Below are 16,300 nucleotides of genomic sequence, written 5' to 3' on the forward strand. Positions count from 1 at the left end.
GTGGATCACGCGAAGAGAGACCGGCTCAACACGCTGCTTGTCGCCATTGCGCTGACGGGCCTCGTGGCAGGACTGGCGCTGCACGTCGCCGGCCGGCCCGAACTGGCGCAGACCGTCTGGTTCGTCGGCGTCGTGCCGGTGCTGGCGGCGCTGGTGGTCGAGATCCTGCGCAGCCTGGCACGGGGAGAGGTCGGCCTCGACATCGTCGCGGCGCTGTCCATGTCGGCGGCGCTGATCTTTGGCGAGACGCTCGCCGCCGCGGTCGTTGCCGTCATGTATTCCGGCGGCACGTTCCTCGAACTCTTCGCCGAGGGGCGCGCCCGGCGTGAGATGCGCGACCTGCTGACCCGGGTGCCCCGCACCGCGACCCGCTATCGGAGCGGCAAGCTCGAGGACGTGCCGCTTGCCGATCTTGCCCCCGGCGACCGCCTGCTGATCCGGCAAGGCGACGTGGTGCCGGTTGACGGGCGGATCGCCTCAGCCACGGCCTTCCTCGACACGGCCGCCCTCACCGGCGAGTCCCTGCCCGTGCGCCTCGACAGGGACGCGGAGGCGATGAGCGGCTCGATCAACGCCGGCGAGGCGTTCGACCTCGAAGCCACGCGCGAGGCCAAGGACAGCACCTATGCCGGGATCGTCCGCCTCGTCGAAGAGGCGCAGCGGTCGAAGGCGCCGATGGCGCGGCTGGCGGATCGCTGGTCGCTCGGGTTTCTCGCCGTGACGGTGGCCATCGCCTTCGCCGCCTGGTGGTTCACCGGCGATCCGATCCGCGCCGTGGCGGTGCTGGTCGTGGCGACGCCCTGCCCGCTGATCCTCGCGGTGCCGGTGGCGCTGGTGGCGGGGCTCTCTCGCGCCGCCCATTTCGGGGTGCTGGTCAAGGGCGCGAAGGCGCTCGAGGCCATGGCGCGTATTCGCACGCTCATCCTCGACAAGACCGGCACCCTGACGGACGGACGGCCGCAGATCGTCTCGATCGACAGCCATGGGGGTATGGCGGCGGACGACATCCTGCGCTTTGCCGCCAGTCTCGATCAGGCATCGAAGCATCCGATGGCGCAGGCCATCGTCACGGCGGCCAGGGCACGTGGCATGGTGCTGCCGATCCCCGAGGACGCGACTGAACTCCCCGGGGAAGGCGTGGTCGGGCTCGTTGATGGCCACCCGGTCCTGGTGGGCGGTGACGGTTTCGTCGCGGGGCGCCTCGGTGTGCGGCCCGAGGATCATCCGCTGCGCGCCGTGGGTTCGGCGACGGTCGCGGTGGCGGTCGATGGCCGTCTGGCGGGACACCTGATCATGTCCGATCAGCTGCGCGAGGGCACGGACGAGATGCTGGCGGGCCTGCGCCGCGAGGGGATCGGCCGGATCGTGCTTGCCACCGGCGACCGCGCCGAGGTGGCCCGGCAGGTGACAAGGGATCTCGGCCTCGATGCAATCCACGCGGACCTGACGCCGGATGAAAAGGTCCGGCTGGTCCTGTCCGAGCGCAGGAGCGGCCCCGTCATGATGGTGGGTGACGGCGTCAACGACGCGCCGGCGCTGGCCGCGTCCGACGTGGGCGTCGCCATGGGCGCGCGGGGGGCGGCCGCGAGCGCCGAGGCTGCGGATGTGGTGCTGCTGGTGGACCGCGTGGATCGCATCGGCCCGGGAGTGGAGATCGCCCGCCGGTCTCGCCGGATCGCGCTCGAAAGCGTGGTCGTGGGCATCGGCCTGTCGGTTCTCGGCATGCTGGCGGCGGCCTTCGGGTATCTCACCCCGGTGCAGGGCGCGCTGCTGCAGGAGGTGATCGACGTGGCGGTCATCCTGAACGCGCTCCGCGCCCTGCGGATCGCGCCACAGATCGTCGGTGCCGCGCAGGCGCCGGCTCGGGACGTCACCGCCTGAACCCCCGCACGGCCGGTGGAGTCCGGTCCGCGGCGACTCGACGTCATCCGCGCACGCGGTACGATCCGGGCACTGGCGGCGAGTCCGGGCATCTGCTCCGTGCCTGAGGCCGCCCGCTGGCCGGTCCCTGAACCGGAGATACCGAACGCCACGAGCCCCGCGAGGACTGCCATGACAATGACCCGCAAGGCCTATGCCGATCTTCGCTCGGCGCGGTGGATGGTTCCCGATGACCAGCGATCGTTCGGGCACCGCTCGCGCGCGATGCAGATGGGCTACGACCCTGCCGACTGGGAAGGCCGGCCGATCGTTGCGATCCTCAACACCTGGTCGGACATCCAGCCCTGCCACATGCACTTCAGGGACCGCGTCGAGTTCGTGAAGCGCGGCGTGCTGCAGGCCGGCGGCTTCCCGATCGAACTTCCCGCGCTCTCGCTCTCGGAGAACTTCGTCAAGCCGACGACCATGCTCTATCGCAACCTCCTTGCCATGGAGACGGAGGAGCTGCTGCGCTCCCATCCCGTCGACGGCGCGGTGCTGATGGGCGGCTGCGACAAGACGACCCCGGCCCTGGTCATGGGGGCGATCTCCATGGGCCTGCCGTTCGTGTTCCTGCCGGCTGGTCCGATGCTGCGCGGCAACTACGCGGGCAAGTTCCTCGGCTCCGGCACCGATGGCTTCAAGTACTGGGACGAGCGCCGGGCGGGGACGATCTCGCAGGAGGAATGGCAGGGGATCGAGGGCGGCATCGCGCGGAGCTACGGCCACTGCATGACGATGGGCACCGCCTCGACGATGACGGCGATCGCCGAGGCGATGGGGCTGACACTGCCGGGGGCCTCGTCCATCCCCGCCGCCGACGCCGGCCACCAGCGCATGTCGACCCGCTGCGGCCGGCGCATCGTCGGGATGATCTGGGAAGATCTGACCCCCGATCGCATCCTTACCCCGGCTGCGGTGACGAACGCGGTGACCGTGGCCATGGCTACCGGCTGCTCGACGAACGCGATCATCCACCTCATCGCCATGGCTCGCCGCGCCGGCGTGCCGCTCGAGCTCGACGACCTCGACCGCATCGGCCGGGTGACGCCGGTCATCGCCAACATCCGCCCGTCGGGGACGACCTACCTTATGGAGGACTTCTACTATGCCGGGGGACTGCGCGCGCTCATGCGCCAGCTCGGCGACCGGCTCGACCCGACGGCGATCACCGTCACCGGGCGGCCGCTGACCGAGGGACTGAGCGATGCGCCGATCTGGAACGACGATGTCATCCGTCCGCTCTCGAACCCGGTCTACCACGAGGGCTCGCTCGCGGTGCTGAAGGGCAACCTCGCGCCGTCCGGCGCGGTCATCAAGCCGGCCGCCTGCGATCCGAAGTTCCATCGCCACACCGGACCGGCGCTCGTCGCCGACAGCTACCCCGACCTCAAGCGCATCATCGATGATCCCGACTGGCCGATGACGCCCGATACCGTCCTTGTCCTGCGCAACGCCGGTCCGCTCGGCGGTCCCGGAATGCCCGAGTGGGGGATGATCCCGATGCCGAAGGCGCTGCTCAGGCTCGGCCTGCGAGACATGGTGCGGATTTCGGACGCGCGGATGTCGGGGACATCATTCGGCGCCTGCGTGCTCCACGTGGCGCCCGAGGCCTACATCGGGGGGCCGCTCGCGCTGCTGCGCACCGGTGATCTCGTCACCCTCGACATCCCCGGGAGGCGTCTCGACATGGAGGTGTCTGATGCCGACCTCGCGGCCCGCCGGGCTGCGTGGGTCGCGCCGGCGCCACGTTACGAGCGGGGCTACGGCTACCTGTTCGGCCGGCACATCTCGCAGGCAGACCGTGGCTGTGACTTCGACTTTCTCGAAACCGGCTTCGGTCGCCCGGTCGACGAGCCCGCCATCTACTGAGGCTTTCGTCGTGACAGATGCGCCGGTGCCGGACCCCCGGAACGCGCGGCGTCGCGCAACGCATCCGGAGCCGACTTCGGACCGTGCGGCCCGAGGTCCTCCGTTGACATCGGCACAGGCATGACTTGCCCGCGATGGGCGAGGTCGCTTGCCGGCGTCCGAATGACCCACGTCTGTTCGGGTCGCTTTCGTCCCCAACGTTCCGAGAGTCTGAAACGGGCGAATCGCCGATGGCGGCGCCCGGGCGAGCGCCGCATCGCGATGCGACCAACGAAATCACCCGCCAGCATGGAATCACCTGCCAGCATGGAGTCGTGAGCCAGAGGACCAACGACAGCCCGCAAGGGCGCATGCCGCGTCCCACGCGGAAGCAGACTGCGTCCGCTGTCGGTTCGCCATTACACCTAGCGGAGGCGCGCGCCGAGTAGTTCGTCCGCGATCTTTACCTTGAGCGTCGTGTCGATGGCGATTTCACCGTTCGGGTCGGCCTCGCGGAGGATCTCCAGGAAGCGGCGCTCCTGCTCTGTAATGTTCTCACCGAAAGTCGTCGACATGGTCTCCCAAACAGTGGGGAGGTATTCTTGCAGGGCAATTCTCACGAACAGGACTGGATCTACCCCAAGGGCCTTGGCCATTGGCGGAATCTTCTCGATCGGAACCTTGGTTTGACCAGCGCGCATCATCGAGATGATGTTCGACTTCTGGTAGCCGATCTCTTCGGCGATTTCTCTTTGAGTGCGGCCGGAAAAATCAAGAGCCTTGACAAGATGATCGGCAACCGTCGTCTTCTTCGGCGGCATGCAAGGTTTCCTTCGGTGGTGCCCCAGCGGGGTGCTCGTGGACGCGCACATTGCGCAAGTTCATTAAGTTTTAGTCTAGCGTTACAGATAAATCAAGCGTGACTTGGCAAGTCGAAACAATGAGATGAATTGCATCACTTGCGCTATACCCTCCTTCAAAGACTGATCTTCGCACGATCGTCGTGACGTACGCTGCGCGGTGGTGGTGGCCATGGTTTTGGTGGTGGGGGTCGGCATCCCTGGTCGTGGGTTCGTCAGGATCTGATATCCGATTCAGAATCGCATTTCACGCATCTTTGGGTAAGATGGGGCGATAGATGAAGCGAAAATTGGTTCCCAGGGCATTTCTCGGCGCCCAACCTGCCAATTTGTAGCAGTGAGCGCGCTATGCCACGAGTCGTGCAGTGCTCCTATATCCTCACCACCGTCGAGTTTGCCGGATGGTGCCAGGTTGCATGGAGACTCCGGCGTGGCCCTGGCGCAGGGGGTAACAAGTTCTCCCAAGCTATACGATTGAATGGTAAAAATCGGCATGTTAATATTGAGGATTATTCTAATATCAGGCGGGAGGTCAGTTTCTGTTCACCGATCTTCCCGTTCAGGCGCTCCAATTTCCTGTTGCGGCACCGCCTGTCGACTGGCGTCGTGGCGCCGGACCGGTCCCGGGGGAGCGCCAACCTGCGACCGCCGGCCCCTTCCGCGCCCCGGGATGGTGCTGATGCGGGCCGTTCGTGGAGTGCCTGCAGTCTTCAATCGCGTCGCGAGGATCATACGCCGAGATACCCCGGAATTGCGGCAGGAGCATTGATCTGCCTCAACTCCTCCGCTGCGGTATCGGTTTTGCCGGTCAACCAGTCGGTGACGAGGTGCAACGCGCCGCTTCGGCCCCATGTACCGCAGTGAGCCGGACCATTCGGGCTGGAATATGTCATCACTGAAAGATTTTATGGCCGTTTGAGATACCGGGACGAACGATCCGCAGGGCTCGGAATCTGAAGACGGCAGCGACTCGGAGCGTCAGGGTGGCTGGTCAGCCCAAGTCGAGAAAGTTTCGGTGTGCAGTACGAAGCTGTTTTGCGAAGCGAAGTCAGAAATATGACTGATACACTATAAGAATATACGGAATAGATCGTGAAAATAGGAAAAGATGCAAACTATCGTTCTGAAGAAAGTGGAACGCATACGTTTTCGGTATCAGGGGTGTGATCGGAAACCCGCCGATCCTCGCGGATCCCGATGGTTAAGTCAGTGATGATGTGTTAACTCTGCTAACTCATGACAAGAGTTCGTGACGAAAACTGAATTGCGGGGCTCGAAGCAATACGAGGGGGTGCTTCACATGCCGTCGGCCAAAAGGCATCGCCGCAAGGTCGTGCCGTCTCGCGGCGGGGGGCTGCGGAGGGGGTTGACGGGGGCTCGGGGTGGAAACCTCACCAGCCGGGACGATCCTCCGCTCGCGGGGAGCGATAAGGAATGTGGCCTGCCGAGCAACGGTCTGCGAAATCAGGCAGCCAGGCACATGCCCGAATTGGGGGATCCGGTCGCTGGCGGGCGAGCGGCCAACGACGGCGCGAAGGTGCGCGAGGCGACGCTGGCGCAGCGGATCTGCCGTGTGCGGGTCGTGGTCGGTGAGCGCCTGCGCCTCGATGGCGTGGAGCTCACTGTCTCAGACACTACTTCGGGCGACGAGGGGTTTCTCGATGCGTTCGAGGCGTTCTGTGGTCTGCTCGACCCGTTGTCGCCTTCGTACATCATCGTGATGCGTGAAGTGCTTTGTTGAGGGTCCCTCATCAAGGTCTCGCCGCCACCGGGGTAGGGTGCCCCTGCTCTGACGGGGGGTGGAAACCGCGCGGGAATTGCAAATGACGTCCAGAATGGCACTTTTATGGGGTGAAATGGCCGTAGAGATCACTTCTCGGTTGAATTTCACTCAGTTGATACTGGTGTCATTGTCGGTGGGACTGCTTCAAATCTTGCCGTCATACTGCAGGAGGGGGCCTTTAATCGGTTTGAAGTTGGTGTAAGGTCACCAAGGTTTCGCGCGCCGACTTGCGCGACCGGTTCTTGGAAAAAGTAACGATAATAATGACTTAATTTGGAGCCGGTGCGCCTTCTCCATTCGGCCTTTGCCTCTTCCCAAGGCGTGGCGGTCGGACGGAGTTCAGGCGGATGAAGTCGGAAGAGGGAGTCTGTAGCTCCCGCAGGGGGAGAGCTCTGGTGGCATTGGGCCATATGTGATCGCTGATGGGACGGCTCTGTTCCGCTGTCTCACCCGATCCGTACAACCGGAGTGCAGCTTCACCGCGGAGACTTGACAGACTGGGCAGCAAAAGAAGGTGGATGGTTCCATGATAACCTTGGAAAGGATCTGGAACCGGAAGGCGCTGGGGCTAGGAGACGGATCATCCAATGATCAATGAAACGATGTCATCGGAGACAGATAGCCTGGAAGAGGCTCCCGATGGCTACAAGTTGTACAATCTGACGGGGGACGACGGTGTCACGATCCAGTTTTACGGAGCTCATCTTGGCGGGGTCAGTACCAAGAGAGTAAATTCCTATTTCTGGTTCGAAGCTGACGCTTATCGCACGCGGGGTGGGCTATGGGTGATCTCGGAGCGCTCGGTGACGCTGATCGACGGACAGGTGGACCGATCATCGGTGCACGTGTTCCAGAATGATCGACAGATGATGAAGAAGCTGGCCGGGAAGCGGAGCTTCTTCAAGCTCTGGAAAAAGATCGGGCTCACGACGATCTTCATCGACTGATGTCGGCCCGGCGACGAGCCGACCGGATACGCGGGCGCGAGATCCGGGAGCGCGCAACCGCGAGGGTGGTCGGAGCGTTTCCTTCACGCGTTTCGCAGCAGTACGCTCAGTGCCGGCCCCGCATCTTTTCTGGTCTGGCAGCTGACGTCGAAAGTTCTGAGCTGGACCCTTTCGCTCGACGAAGCGCTCACATGCAGATCTTTCGCGCGTAGCGAAAACTCTATTGCGCAAGTCACGACTGACATGTGACAAGTGGAATCAAGGGCAGAAGGAGTAGCATCTCAGTCTGCGCTGCAGGAGTGTTGGCGGGCGAAGGGGGGTTCGCGCGTGGTCTTTGAATATTTATCTTTAGCGCCGTTGCCGGCGATTGCTGGTCCGATGGCCTGGTGCGCGAGAGTACAGTGTGCCGGACGATGGTCCAGACGAGAGTTCTTCCCGAGGGCCGCCACTTGGCGTGACGGAAAACGCAGACATGTCCCTTTCTCGCGACCGGCCGCGGTTGCTGCCGGTGATTGGCGGCATGCGTCGCCGGCGACAGATCGGGGCTGACGTTCGGTCATCCCGTATCGGGTCGGAGCACCGCTGCCTGCGGCATCGTGGGCAAAGCGGCCGGCGGCGACAGGGTCAGTGATAAGTGATATATTATGGCGGTAGCCACTTCTCCGGGGTCATGCGGTCCCGGGAGATGCTCCGAGCGAGTGGATGATTGATCCTTCATCAATGAAGCTCAATCGCACGGAGGGGTCCGGAGTGGGTGCAGCGCATGCGACGTGAACATCGCCTGAAGGCGCCTCTATCGCAGCGAGGATCTCGGACTGCCCAGGCCGTGGCGGAGGAGGTCCCGGCGGAAGGATTGAACCATGCAACTCGGCCCCAATCAGATCCGTTGGCTGGAGGCGCTTGAGAGGGGGGGCTACCGTCAGGGGTCCGGAAACCTCTGCATCATCGAAGACGACGGGTCTCGCTGCTATTGCTGTCTCGGGGTCGGGGCACAGCTGTTCTGTCCGGGGCAGGGCGAGGAGGCCGCTCAGGGTGTGAAGCGTGTGCTGTCCTATGACGACGACGCGGTCGCGGCCCCGGCCGGCCTGATGGCCGCGCTGGCATTCCACGACAAGTTCGGGCGCATCGACCGCGACTTCGCGAAGGCCGAGGAGCGCCAGGCCGTGGACGACGTCCTCGTGGCGACGTCGCTCTCGGAACTGAACGACCAGCTCTGGAGCTTCGAGGACATTGCGGCCTTCGCGCGCCGATATCCGCATCTGGTCTTCAGCGAACCGAGATAGCGCGAGGCGACTGGAGCGTGTCTCTCAAGGTCCCATTTTCAGGTCAGGTTCGATTCAAGAACTCGCGCATGATCCGATGAGCAGCGGCGGCCCTGCAACGCGTGATTGCCCGGTCGCTTCGCTCCCAGCGCGCAGCACGCCGGGACCCATTGATGGACGGCGCTGCATCTGGCGGCCGTTCGCGAATGCCGGGCCAAGGGGAGTGATCTTCGCAGGGGGGAAGCAGGGGCCCCGGCGATGCTGATCGACCCCGAGTGGTGCGAGCCCGGTGCAAGGCTGGTGCTGCTGGACGATCCTGCTCTCGACGGCATGGAGCGGCACGAGCTGGGGGTCTGGCGTTCGCGAAGCCTGAACCCGCACCTCTTTCTGCCGAGCGGCCTCTACACGGAGCCTGAGGGCTTCAGCAAGAACCAGGGTACCATCAGGGAGATGGCCGGCCGGCCCATGTGCGAGGATGTCGACTTCGGCTGGGTGCCCGCGCCCATGGCCCACAGCTACGGCAGCTGGAGTCCCACGGCCCCATATGCCTTCGGCGTCTGCGACACGTGGCAGCAGGTGCTCGAGGCGACGCGCATTGCCGAACGGCCAGGGGCCTACTTCCTGCACGTGGCACCAATGCAGCGCACCGATCAGCCCCCGATCGGTGGTTGGCGCTGGCTGACCTGGGGACCCTACATCGGCACCCGCGAGCCTCGGGGCCAATACCTCTACGACGAGCCGGAAATCGAGGAAGTCCTGGTCTTCACGATTTTCAGGCGGAGCTGACCATCCCGAAACAGAGGAGACACATCATGGCCACGCGAAGCGCGAGGCTCACCCCATTCAAGGCGCCGGGCCGGTCCACGCCATTGGGAATTGCGATGGCCTGCGCCGCAGGCGTCGACGACGCGAGCTCCGGAGACGTGAGGAGCTGCGAATGCACAAACTGACCGTCGTGGTGCGTGAGTTGATGGCGCGAGACGAGGCGGGCGATCCCTGCGTGCCGTGGCCACACCCGCTGATCTACGAGATCGAGGTGAGGGATACTGACGCAAGGACAATCACGAAGCGGGTGCGCATCGAGCGAGAGCTGGACCTCGAGATGCCGCTCGAGTCCGACGACCTCGAACTCCTCTTTGCTTTTGAGGGACACATCCGCCCGCTCCGCGACTGGCGGTACTGACGCGGCCGGGGGAGCCGGTGCAGCGCGCACATCGGCGCCGAGGACTCGGTCGCAGGGGCGACGGGAGTGGCGACGCGGCCCGGGATCACGGCGGCGCGCGCGGCGAGGCGGCTGCCATTGCCAGCCGGGTCGCCCCGTGGCCGCCGGCGTCACCAATGCCCGGAAGGCTGATTCGCCCTGCAGCATGTCGTTCCCGGCGCCGTCGTCCGGAACGTCAGGACCGGTGCCAGGACGTCAGGACCAGCGGCCGTGCCGCTCGAGTCCCGGCCTCGTCTGACGTGGCATCCGATGGTCGTCGCGGCGCTACTCGGCCGCCACCTGCATCGGCGTGCGGGCGTTGGCGAGGTGGATCAGGCAGGTGCAGCGCAGGAGCGAGGTGAAGTTGGGCGCCTCGCCGTGGATCAGCAGGACTTCCTCGTGCAGCTTCGAGATGAAAGCGGGGGTCGTGTAGCCCTCACCCTCGGCGATGCCATCGAGAATCTGCCAGAACGCCGCTTCGAGGCGGATGCTCGTGCTCTGGCCGTTGAGGCGCAGCCGGCGCGTCTCCGGCTCGTACCCGGACGGTTCCTGGCTGGCGAAGATGTGGCACATGCCCGTAGCCTCCGGTTCGCTCGCTGCCCCCACAGGGTACCGAAGCGTTTCGCCTGTGCAAGTCATAGGAAGGTCGGGACAGGCCCCCGCGTCGATTGACCGCGCCGCCCGCGCCGGGCTACCTACCGGTGCCGCGCGAGTACGGGGGTAGCAGAGGTGGGAGCAATGGCCGAGATCGAACGGGAGTCGATGGACTACGACGTCGTCATCGTGGGCGGCGGCCCGGCCGGGCTCTCGGCGGCGATCCGGCTGAAGCAGCTCGACCCGGATCTCTCGGTTGTCCTGCTCGAGAAGGGCTCCGAGATCGGGGCGCACATCCTCTCGGGCGCCGTGCTTGATCCCTCGGGTCTCGACGCGCTCCTGCCCGACTGGCGCGAGCGTGGCGCGCCGGTAACCACGGCGGTGACGGACGACCGCTTCTATCTGCTCGGGCCGTCGGGAGAGATCCGCATTCCGAACTGGCCGATGCCAAAGCTCATGTCGAACCACGGCAACTACATCGTCTCCATGGCGAACGTCTGCCGCTGGATGGCCGGCATCGCCGAGGAGATGGGCGTCGAGATCTTCCCGGGCATGGCCGCGTCACAGCTCGTGGTGGAAGACGGCGTGCTGAAGGGCGTCGTCGCCGGCGAGTTCGGTCTCGACAAGGATCGCCAGCCCGGCCCGAACTACGAGCCGGGCATGGAGCTCCGCGGCAAGTACGTGCTGATCGCCGAAGGCGTGCGGGGCTCGCTCGCCAAGCAGGCGATCGCCCGCTGGGGTCTCTCGGAGGGCCGCGACCCGCAGAAATTCGGCCTTGGCATGAAGGAGATCTGGGAGGTGCGCCCTGAGGTTCACCATCTCGGGCGCGTGGTGCACACCATGGGCTGGCCGCTCGGTTCGAACGCTGGTGGCGGCTCGTTCATGTACCACGCGGAGGGCAACCAGATCGCCCTCGGCTTCGTCGTGCACCTGAACTACGCCAATCCGTGGCTCTATCCCTACATGGAGTTCCAGCGCTTCAAGCATCACCCGCTGATCGCCGAGGTTCTGAAGGGCGGCAAGCGCGTGGCCTATGGCGCGCGGGCGATCAGCGAAGGCGGCTGGCAGTCGGTGCCGAAGCTCGCCTTCCCGGGCGGGGCGCTGCTCGGTTGCTCCGCGGGCTTCGTCAACGTGCCGCGCATCAAGGGCAACCACAACGCGATGCTGTCGGGCAAGGCCGCGGCAGAGGCGGTGCAGGCAGCGATCGCCGCCGGGCGCGAGGGCGACGAACTCGTGGCCTACGCCGATGCCATAGCCACCGGCCCGATCGCTGCCGACCTGAAGCCGGTCAGGAACGTCAAGCCGCTCTGGTCGCGCTACGGCCTCACGGCATCGCTGGCGCTCGGCGGTCTCGACATGTGGGCGAACAGCCTTCTCGGCAACCGCTCGCCGTTCGGCACGCTCAGCCACGGCAAGACCGACGCCGCCGCGACCGGCAAGGCCAAGGATTTCAAGCCGATCGACTACCCCCGGCCTGATGGCGTCCTGTCGTTCGACCGGCTGACCAACGTCGCCTTCTCGTTCACCAATCACGACGAGAGCCAGCCCGCGCACCTGACCCTGAAGGATCCTTCGATCCCGATCGGCGTCAACCTGCCCGAGTATGCCGAGCCCGCGCAGCGCTACTGTCCGGCCGGGGTCTACGAGGTGCTCCGCGACGAGGACGGCTCGAACCCGCGCTTCCAGATCAACTTTCAGAACTGCGTCCACTGCAAGACCTGCGACATCAAGGATCCAAGTCAGAACATCGACTGGGTGACGCCGCAGGGCGGGGACGGACCGAACTACCCGAACATGTGATCGCTCGGGCAGGACAAGTCGGGCCGGCTGGAGAAAGTGTGACTGGCGGAGTGCCGCTGCGGTCGGTTTGCGCAATTGAATCCACCGAGTCGCCGGAATAGGGTCTGCCGATCCTCGTTCCCGGAGAGCTCGCCTCGTGCCGATCCAGCTACCCACTCTCGCCCGTCGCCTCGCGCTGGCATCGCTCCTCGGTGTGGCGCTCGGCGCCACCCTCGGCGCGGCCGCGATCCCTGCGCGGGCCGAGGGCGTCTCGGGCGCCTATCTCGCGGCGATGCAGGCCGACTTCCGCAACGACTACACCGAGGCAGCCGCGTACTACGACGAGGCACTGGCCCTTGATCCCACGAACCTGAGGCTCCTCACGAACGCGACGGTGGCCCGCGTGGCGATGGGCGACTTCAAGGTGGCCGGCGGGCTCGCCGACCGGCTGGAAGCGGCGGATCCGAACAACCAGGTGGCGACGCTCGTCCGCCTCGGCGACCGCATCGCCGCCGACGACTTCGATGCCGCCGAGGCGATCCTCACCGCGGCCGGCGAGACGGTGAACCCGCTTCTCGGCGGACTGCTCGCAGGCTGGATCGAGGTCGGCCGCGAAGATTTCCCCGCCGCGCAGGCGAAGTTCGACGCGCTGCAGGGCAACGAGGCGCTGCTCGCCTATGGCCAGTATCACAAGGCCCTCGCCCTCGCGCTGGCCGGCGATTTCGTGTCCGCCGAGGCGCTGATGGCCGGCGGCGACAAGGGGCCGCTGCATCTGAACCGCTCGGCGGTCGTCGCCCATGCCCAGATCCTCGCCCAGCTCGGTCGCGAGAAGGACGCCGCGGCGATGATCGACGCCGCCATGTCCGAAGGCCAGCCCGATGCGCCGCTCCTCGACCTGCGCAACCGCCTTGCCGACGGCGAGGAGGTGCCCTTCGATCAGGTGACCAGTGCCCGGGACGGCGCGGCGGAGGTCTTTCTCACCCTTGCCGACGCGCTGAACGCCCCCGACACCCAGCGTGTCGCGCTGGTCCACTCGCGCCTCGCCCAGGAGATCCGCCCGGACCTCGTGGAGGCGCACCTGCTCTCGGCACAGGTCCTCGAGGATGAGGACCAGTTCGCGCTCGCGACCGAGGCGCTGGCGAGTGTTCCCGAGACCTCACCCTGGTACGTCACCACCCAGATCCGCCGGGCGGCCACGCAGCGAGCGGCCGGCGACCCGGATGCCGGCATCGCCACGCTCGAAGCGCTCGCCAAGGGCCACGGTGACATGATCGAGGTCGAAAGCGCCCTCGGTGACGCCCTGCGCGCCGAGGAGAAATTCGCCGAGGCGGCTGAGGCCTACACCAGGGCGATCGTGCTCGCCGGCAAGCCGCGTCCTGCGCACTGGGTGCTCTTCTACACCCGCGGCATCTCCTACGAGCGGGCCGGCGACTGGCCGAAGGCCGAGGCCGATTTCCGCGAGGCACTGCGGCTCGAACCCGATCAGCCGCTGGTCCTGAACTACCTCGGCTACTCCCTCGTCGAGAAGCACGAGAGCCTTGATGAGGCGCTTGGCATGATCGAGAAGGCCGCGAAGGATCAGCCGAACGACGGCTACATCACCGACTCCCTCGGCTGGGTGCTTTACCGCCTCGGCCGCTACCAGGATGCCGTGGCACCGATGCTGCGCGCGGTCGAGCTGACACCGGACGATGCGGTGATCAACGACCATCTCGGCGACGTGCTCTGGAAGGTCGGCCGCAAGCGCGAGGCCGAGTTCCAGTGGCGCCGGGCGCTCTCGTTCGGCCCGGCCGACGATCTCGACATGGACCGCATCCGCAAGAAGCTCGCGGAAGGTCTCGACAAGGTGCTGGCCGCCGAGCCCGCCAGGGACGGCTGAGCGAGCGGCCGCCGATCCCCGATTTCCTGCCCCCGGCCCGGCGTCCCGCCGCGCATCGACAACGGCCCCTGCCTGATGACCTCCGAACTCGCCCGCGCCAAGGTCAACCTTGCGCTCCACGTCACCGGCCGCCGCGCCGACGGCTACCACCTGCTCGACAGCATCGTCGTCTTTCCCGAACTCGGCGACCACCTCGAGGCCGAGCCGGCGCGTGGTCTCTCCCTGACGATCGACGGCCCCTTCGGGCGTGACCTCGACGCGGGCCCGTCGAACCTCGTCATGCGCGCCGCCGCGCTCTTCGGGGCGGGGCAGGGCGCGGCCCTCAGGCTCACGAAGTCCCTGCCGATCGCGAGTGGCATCGGTGGCGGCTCGGCCGACGCGGCCGCCGCGCTGCGGCTTCTCGCGCGGCTCTGGGGTGTCTCGCTGCCGTCCGCCGCCGCGGTGCTCGGGATTGGTGCCGACCTGCCCGTCTGCCTCGTGGGTGAAAGTTGCCGGATGCAGGGGATCGGCGAGGCGCTGACCCCCTTCGCGCTCCCGTCCTTCGCCATCGTCCTCGTGAACCCCGGTGTCCCGGTCCCGACCGGCGCGGTCTTCTCCGGCCTCGCCTCCCGCGACAATGAGGGCCTTGGCGAGTTGCCGCGCGCGCCGGACGCGGACACGCTCTTCGACTGGCTCGCCCGCCAGCGCAACGATCTCGAAGCCCCCGCCGTCGCCATCGCCCCGCCGATCGGCCGCACCCTCGCCGCCCTGTCGGCGCAGGCCGGATGCCGCCTCGCCCGCATGTCGGGCTCCGGCGCCACCTGCTTCGGCCTCTTCGCCACTCTACCCGCGGCGCTGGCCGCGGCCGATACGTTGCGCGCCGCCGAACCCGAGTGGTGGATCGCCGCCGCTCCGGCTGGCGGGGACGGCGCGGCACGCTCCCGAGTTTAAGCCCACGTTAACCGCCGTGCGCAAACCTTCGGCGGATGATGCATATTCGACTTGAAATGTTCTCGTTTTGCCCTCATTTTGACGGAGTGAACAAGCCGTGAACGACGCGCGTGATTGCCGCCCTCCGGCAACTGTGGAATAAGGGCTCCGAAACGATGAACTCCGTTGTGGACTTTTCCGAGAGACGCGGCATGGACAAGCAGAAGGCGCTCGAATCCGCACTGGCGCAGATCGAGCGCAGCTTCGGCAAGGGCTCGATCATGCGGCTCGGCTCGACGCCGGCCCTCGACATCGAGGCAATTTCGACCGGCTCGATCGGGCTCGACATCGCGCTCGGCATCGGCGGCCTGCCGAAGGGCCGGATCATCGAGATCTACGGGCCGGAAAGCTCGGGCAAAACCACGCTCGCGCTCCATGTCATCTCCGAAGAGCAGAAGAAGGGCGGCGTCTGCGCCTTCGTCGATGCCGAGCACGCGCTCGATCCGGTCTATGCGAAGAAGGTCGGCGTCAACATCGACGAGCTTCTGATCTCGCAGCCCGACACCGGCGAGCAGGCGCTCGAGATCACCGAGACGCTGGTGCGCTCCGGCGCGGTTTCTGTCGTTGTCGTCGACTCGGTCGCGGCGCTGACGCCGAAGTCCGAGCTCGAGGGCGAGATGGGCGACGCCCAGGTTGGCGCGCAGGCTCGCCTGATGTCTCAGGCGATGCGCAAGCTCACCTCCGCCATCAGCCGTTCGAACTGCATGGTGATCTTCATCAACCAGATCCGCATGAAGATCGGCGTGATGTTCGGCTCGCCCGAGACCACCTCCGGCGGCAACGCCCTGAAGTTCTACGCCTCCGTCCGCCTCGACATCCGTCGCATCGGCGCAATCAAGGATCGCGACGAGGTCGTCGGCAACTCCACACGCGTCAAGGTCGTGAAGAACAAGGTCGCGCCGCCGTTCAAGCAGGTCGAGTTCGATATCATGTACGGCGAGGGCATCTCCAAGCGTGGCGAGCTCATTGACCTCGGCGTCAAGGCTGGTGTCGTCGAGAAGTCGGGTGCGTGGTATTCCTTCGCCGATCAGCGGATCGGACAGGGCCGTGAGAACGCCAAGAACTTCCTCAGGGAAAACCCCGACATCGCATGGTCGATCGAGGACAAGATCCGCGCCGCGCATGGTCTTGACTTCGCCATGTCCGGCGAGGAGACCGCCGACGTTCTGGACGACTGACGAGAGTCTGAGGTTGCCGCGGCCGGCCCTGCCGGCCCGGCGTTCGGGTTCCTCCCGATGCCAGGCAACGCGCTCTA

13 protein-coding genes are annotated in these 16,300 nt (G+C 66.0%); 11 read left to right on the forward strand and 2 right to left on the reverse strand.

Features of this window, described 5'->3' with window-relative positions; genetic code table 11:
• Together HNP73_RS07795 and araD are read left to right on the forward strand one after the other, a co-directional pair.
• Entirely contained in the window at positions 1-1,881 is a 1,881-nt protein-coding gene (locus tag HNP73_RS07795) for a heavy metal translocating P-type ATPase (RefSeq protein ID WP_184148125.1), read from the forward strand.
• A gap of 171 nt (positions 1,882-2,052) precedes the next feature.
• Positions 2,053-3,792: an L-arabinonate dehydratase gene (gene araD / locus HNP73_RS07800; protein ID WP_184148126.1), complete on the forward strand. Its 1,740-nt coding sequence runs from the start codon at positions 2,053-2,055 to the stop codon at positions 3,790-3,792.
• A 404-nt stretch (positions 3,793-4,196) separates the two neighbouring features.
• Here araD and HNP73_RS07805 read toward each other — a convergent pair whose 3' ends face one another.
• The gene (locus HNP73_RS07805; RefSeq protein ID WP_184148127.1) at positions 4,197-4,592 is read right to left on the reverse strand and encodes a helix-turn-helix domain-containing protein; all 396 of its coding nucleotides are present in this window, start codon (positions 4,590-4,592) and stop codon (positions 4,197-4,199) included.
• Positions 4,593-6,111: 1,519 nt separating this feature from the next.
• Here HNP73_RS07805 and HNP73_RS07810 point away from each other — a divergent pair.
• The 5 genes from HNP73_RS07810 to HNP73_RS07830 all read left to right on the forward strand — a co-directional run bounded on the left by HNP73_RS07810 (position 6,112) and on the right by HNP73_RS07830 (position 9,806).
• Positions 6,112-6,372, forward strand: a complete 261-nt coding sequence (locus tag HNP73_RS07810; protein WP_184148128.1) for a hypothetical protein — start codon at positions 6,112-6,114, stop codon at positions 6,370-6,372.
• 629 nt (positions 6,373-7,001) lie between these two features.
• On the forward strand, positions 7,002-7,361 hold the full coding sequence (locus HNP73_RS07815) for a hypothetical protein (protein WP_184148129.1): 360 nt from the start codon (positions 7,002-7,004) through the stop codon (positions 7,359-7,361).
• Between the two features lie 860 nt (positions 7,362-8,221).
• On the forward strand, positions 8,222-8,644 hold the full coding sequence (locus HNP73_RS07820) for a hypothetical protein (RefSeq protein WP_184148130.1): 423 nt from the start codon (positions 8,222-8,224) through the stop codon (positions 8,642-8,644).
• Positions 8,645-8,881: 237 nt separating this feature from the next.
• Positions 8,882-9,409, forward strand: coding sequence for a hypothetical protein (locus tag HNP73_RS07825; protein WP_184148131.1), 528 nt, complete (start codon positions 8,882-8,884; stop codon positions 9,407-9,409).
• Between the two features lie 151 nt (positions 9,410-9,560).
• A complete protein-coding gene (locus HNP73_RS07830; protein WP_184148132.1) occupies positions 9,561-9,806 on the forward strand; it encodes a hypothetical protein in 246 nt (81 codons plus the stop codon).
• 303 nt (positions 9,807-10,109) lie between these two features.
• Here HNP73_RS07830 and HNP73_RS07835 read toward each other — a convergent pair whose 3' ends face one another.
• Positions 10,110-10,397 (reverse strand): ribbon-helix-helix domain-containing protein, encoded by a 288-nt coding sequence (locus tag HNP73_RS07835; protein ID WP_184148133.1) that lies wholly within the window; start codon positions 10,395-10,397, stop codon positions 10,110-10,112.
• A 165-nt stretch (positions 10,398-10,562) separates the two neighbouring features.
• Here HNP73_RS07835 and HNP73_RS07840 point away from each other — a divergent pair, with 165 nt between their 5' ends.
• The 4 genes from HNP73_RS07840 (at position 10,563) to recA (ending at position 16,223) form a co-directional block, all read left to right on the forward strand.
• Positions 10,563-12,218, forward strand: a complete 1,656-nt coding sequence (locus HNP73_RS07840; protein ID WP_184148134.1) for an electron transfer flavoprotein-ubiquinone oxidoreductase — start codon at positions 10,563-10,565, stop codon at positions 12,216-12,218.
• A gap of 136 nt (positions 12,219-12,354) precedes the next feature.
• Complete coding sequence (locus HNP73_RS23900; RefSeq protein WP_184148135.1) at positions 12,355-14,076, forward strand: tetratricopeptide repeat protein; 1,722 nt, start codon at positions 12,355-12,357, stop codon at positions 14,074-14,076.
• A gap of 75 nt (positions 14,077-14,151) precedes the next feature.
• Positions 14,152-15,006 (forward strand): 4-(cytidine 5'-diphospho)-2-C-methyl-D-erythritol kinase, encoded by an 855-nt coding sequence (locus HNP73_RS07850; protein ID WP_184148136.1) that lies wholly within the window; start codon positions 14,152-14,154, stop codon positions 15,004-15,006.
• A 191-nt stretch (positions 15,007-15,197) separates the two neighbouring features.
• Entirely contained in the window at positions 15,198-16,223 is a 1,026-nt protein-coding gene (recA, locus tag HNP73_RS07855; protein ID WP_246399689.1) for a recombinase RecA, read from the forward strand.
• The last annotated feature ends 77 nt before the right edge of the window (positions 16,224-16,300 follow it).

The sequence above is a fragment of the Amaricoccus macauensis genome (genome assembly GCF_014201905.1).
Lineage (GTDB): Bacteria > Pseudomonadota > Alphaproteobacteria > Rhodobacterales > Rhodobacteraceae > Amaricoccus > Amaricoccus macauensis.

What these genes read in the sequence shown, in the direction of transcription:
- araD (WP_184148126.1), top strand. Translation starts at nt 2,053, where the DNA reads ATGACAATGACCCGCAAGGCCTATGCCGATCTTCGCTCGGCGCGGTGG.
- HNP73_RS07805 (WP_184148127.1), bottom strand. Translation starts at nt 4,592, where the DNA reads ATGCCGCCGAAGAAGACGACGGTTGCCGATCATCTTGTCAAGGCTCTT.
- HNP73_RS07810 (WP_184148128.1), top strand. Translation starts at nt 6,112, where the DNA reads ATGCCCGAATTGGGGGATCCGGTCGCTGGCGGGCGAGCGGCCAACGAC.
- HNP73_RS07815 (WP_184148129.1), top strand. Translation starts at nt 7,002, where the DNA reads ATGATCAATGAAACGATGTCATCGGAGACAGATAGCCTGGAAGAGGCT.
- HNP73_RS07820 (WP_184148130.1), top strand. Translation starts at nt 8,222, where the DNA reads ATGCAACTCGGCCCCAATCAGATCCGTTGGCTGGAGGCGCTTGAGAGG.
- HNP73_RS07825 (WP_184148131.1), top strand. Translation starts at nt 8,882, where the DNA reads ATGCTGATCGACCCCGAGTGGTGCGAGCCCGGTGCAAGGCTGGTGCTG.
- HNP73_RS07830 (WP_184148132.1), top strand. Translation starts at nt 9,561, where the DNA reads ATGCACAAACTGACCGTCGTGGTGCGTGAGTTGATGGCGCGAGACGAG.
- HNP73_RS07835 (WP_184148133.1), bottom strand. Translation starts at nt 10,397, where the DNA reads ATGTGCCACATCTTCGCCAGCCAGGAACCGTCCGGGTACGAGCCGGAG.
- HNP73_RS07840 (WP_184148134.1), top strand. Translation starts at nt 10,563, where the DNA reads ATGGCCGAGATCGAACGGGAGTCGATGGACTACGACGTCGTCATCGTG.
- HNP73_RS07850 (WP_184148136.1), top strand. Translation starts at nt 14,152, where the DNA reads ATGACCTCCGAACTCGCCCGCGCCAAGGTCAACCTTGCGCTCCACGTC.
- recA (WP_246399689.1), top strand. Translation starts at nt 15,198, where the DNA reads ATGGACAAGCAGAAGGCGCTCGAATCCGCACTGGCGCAGATCGAGCGC.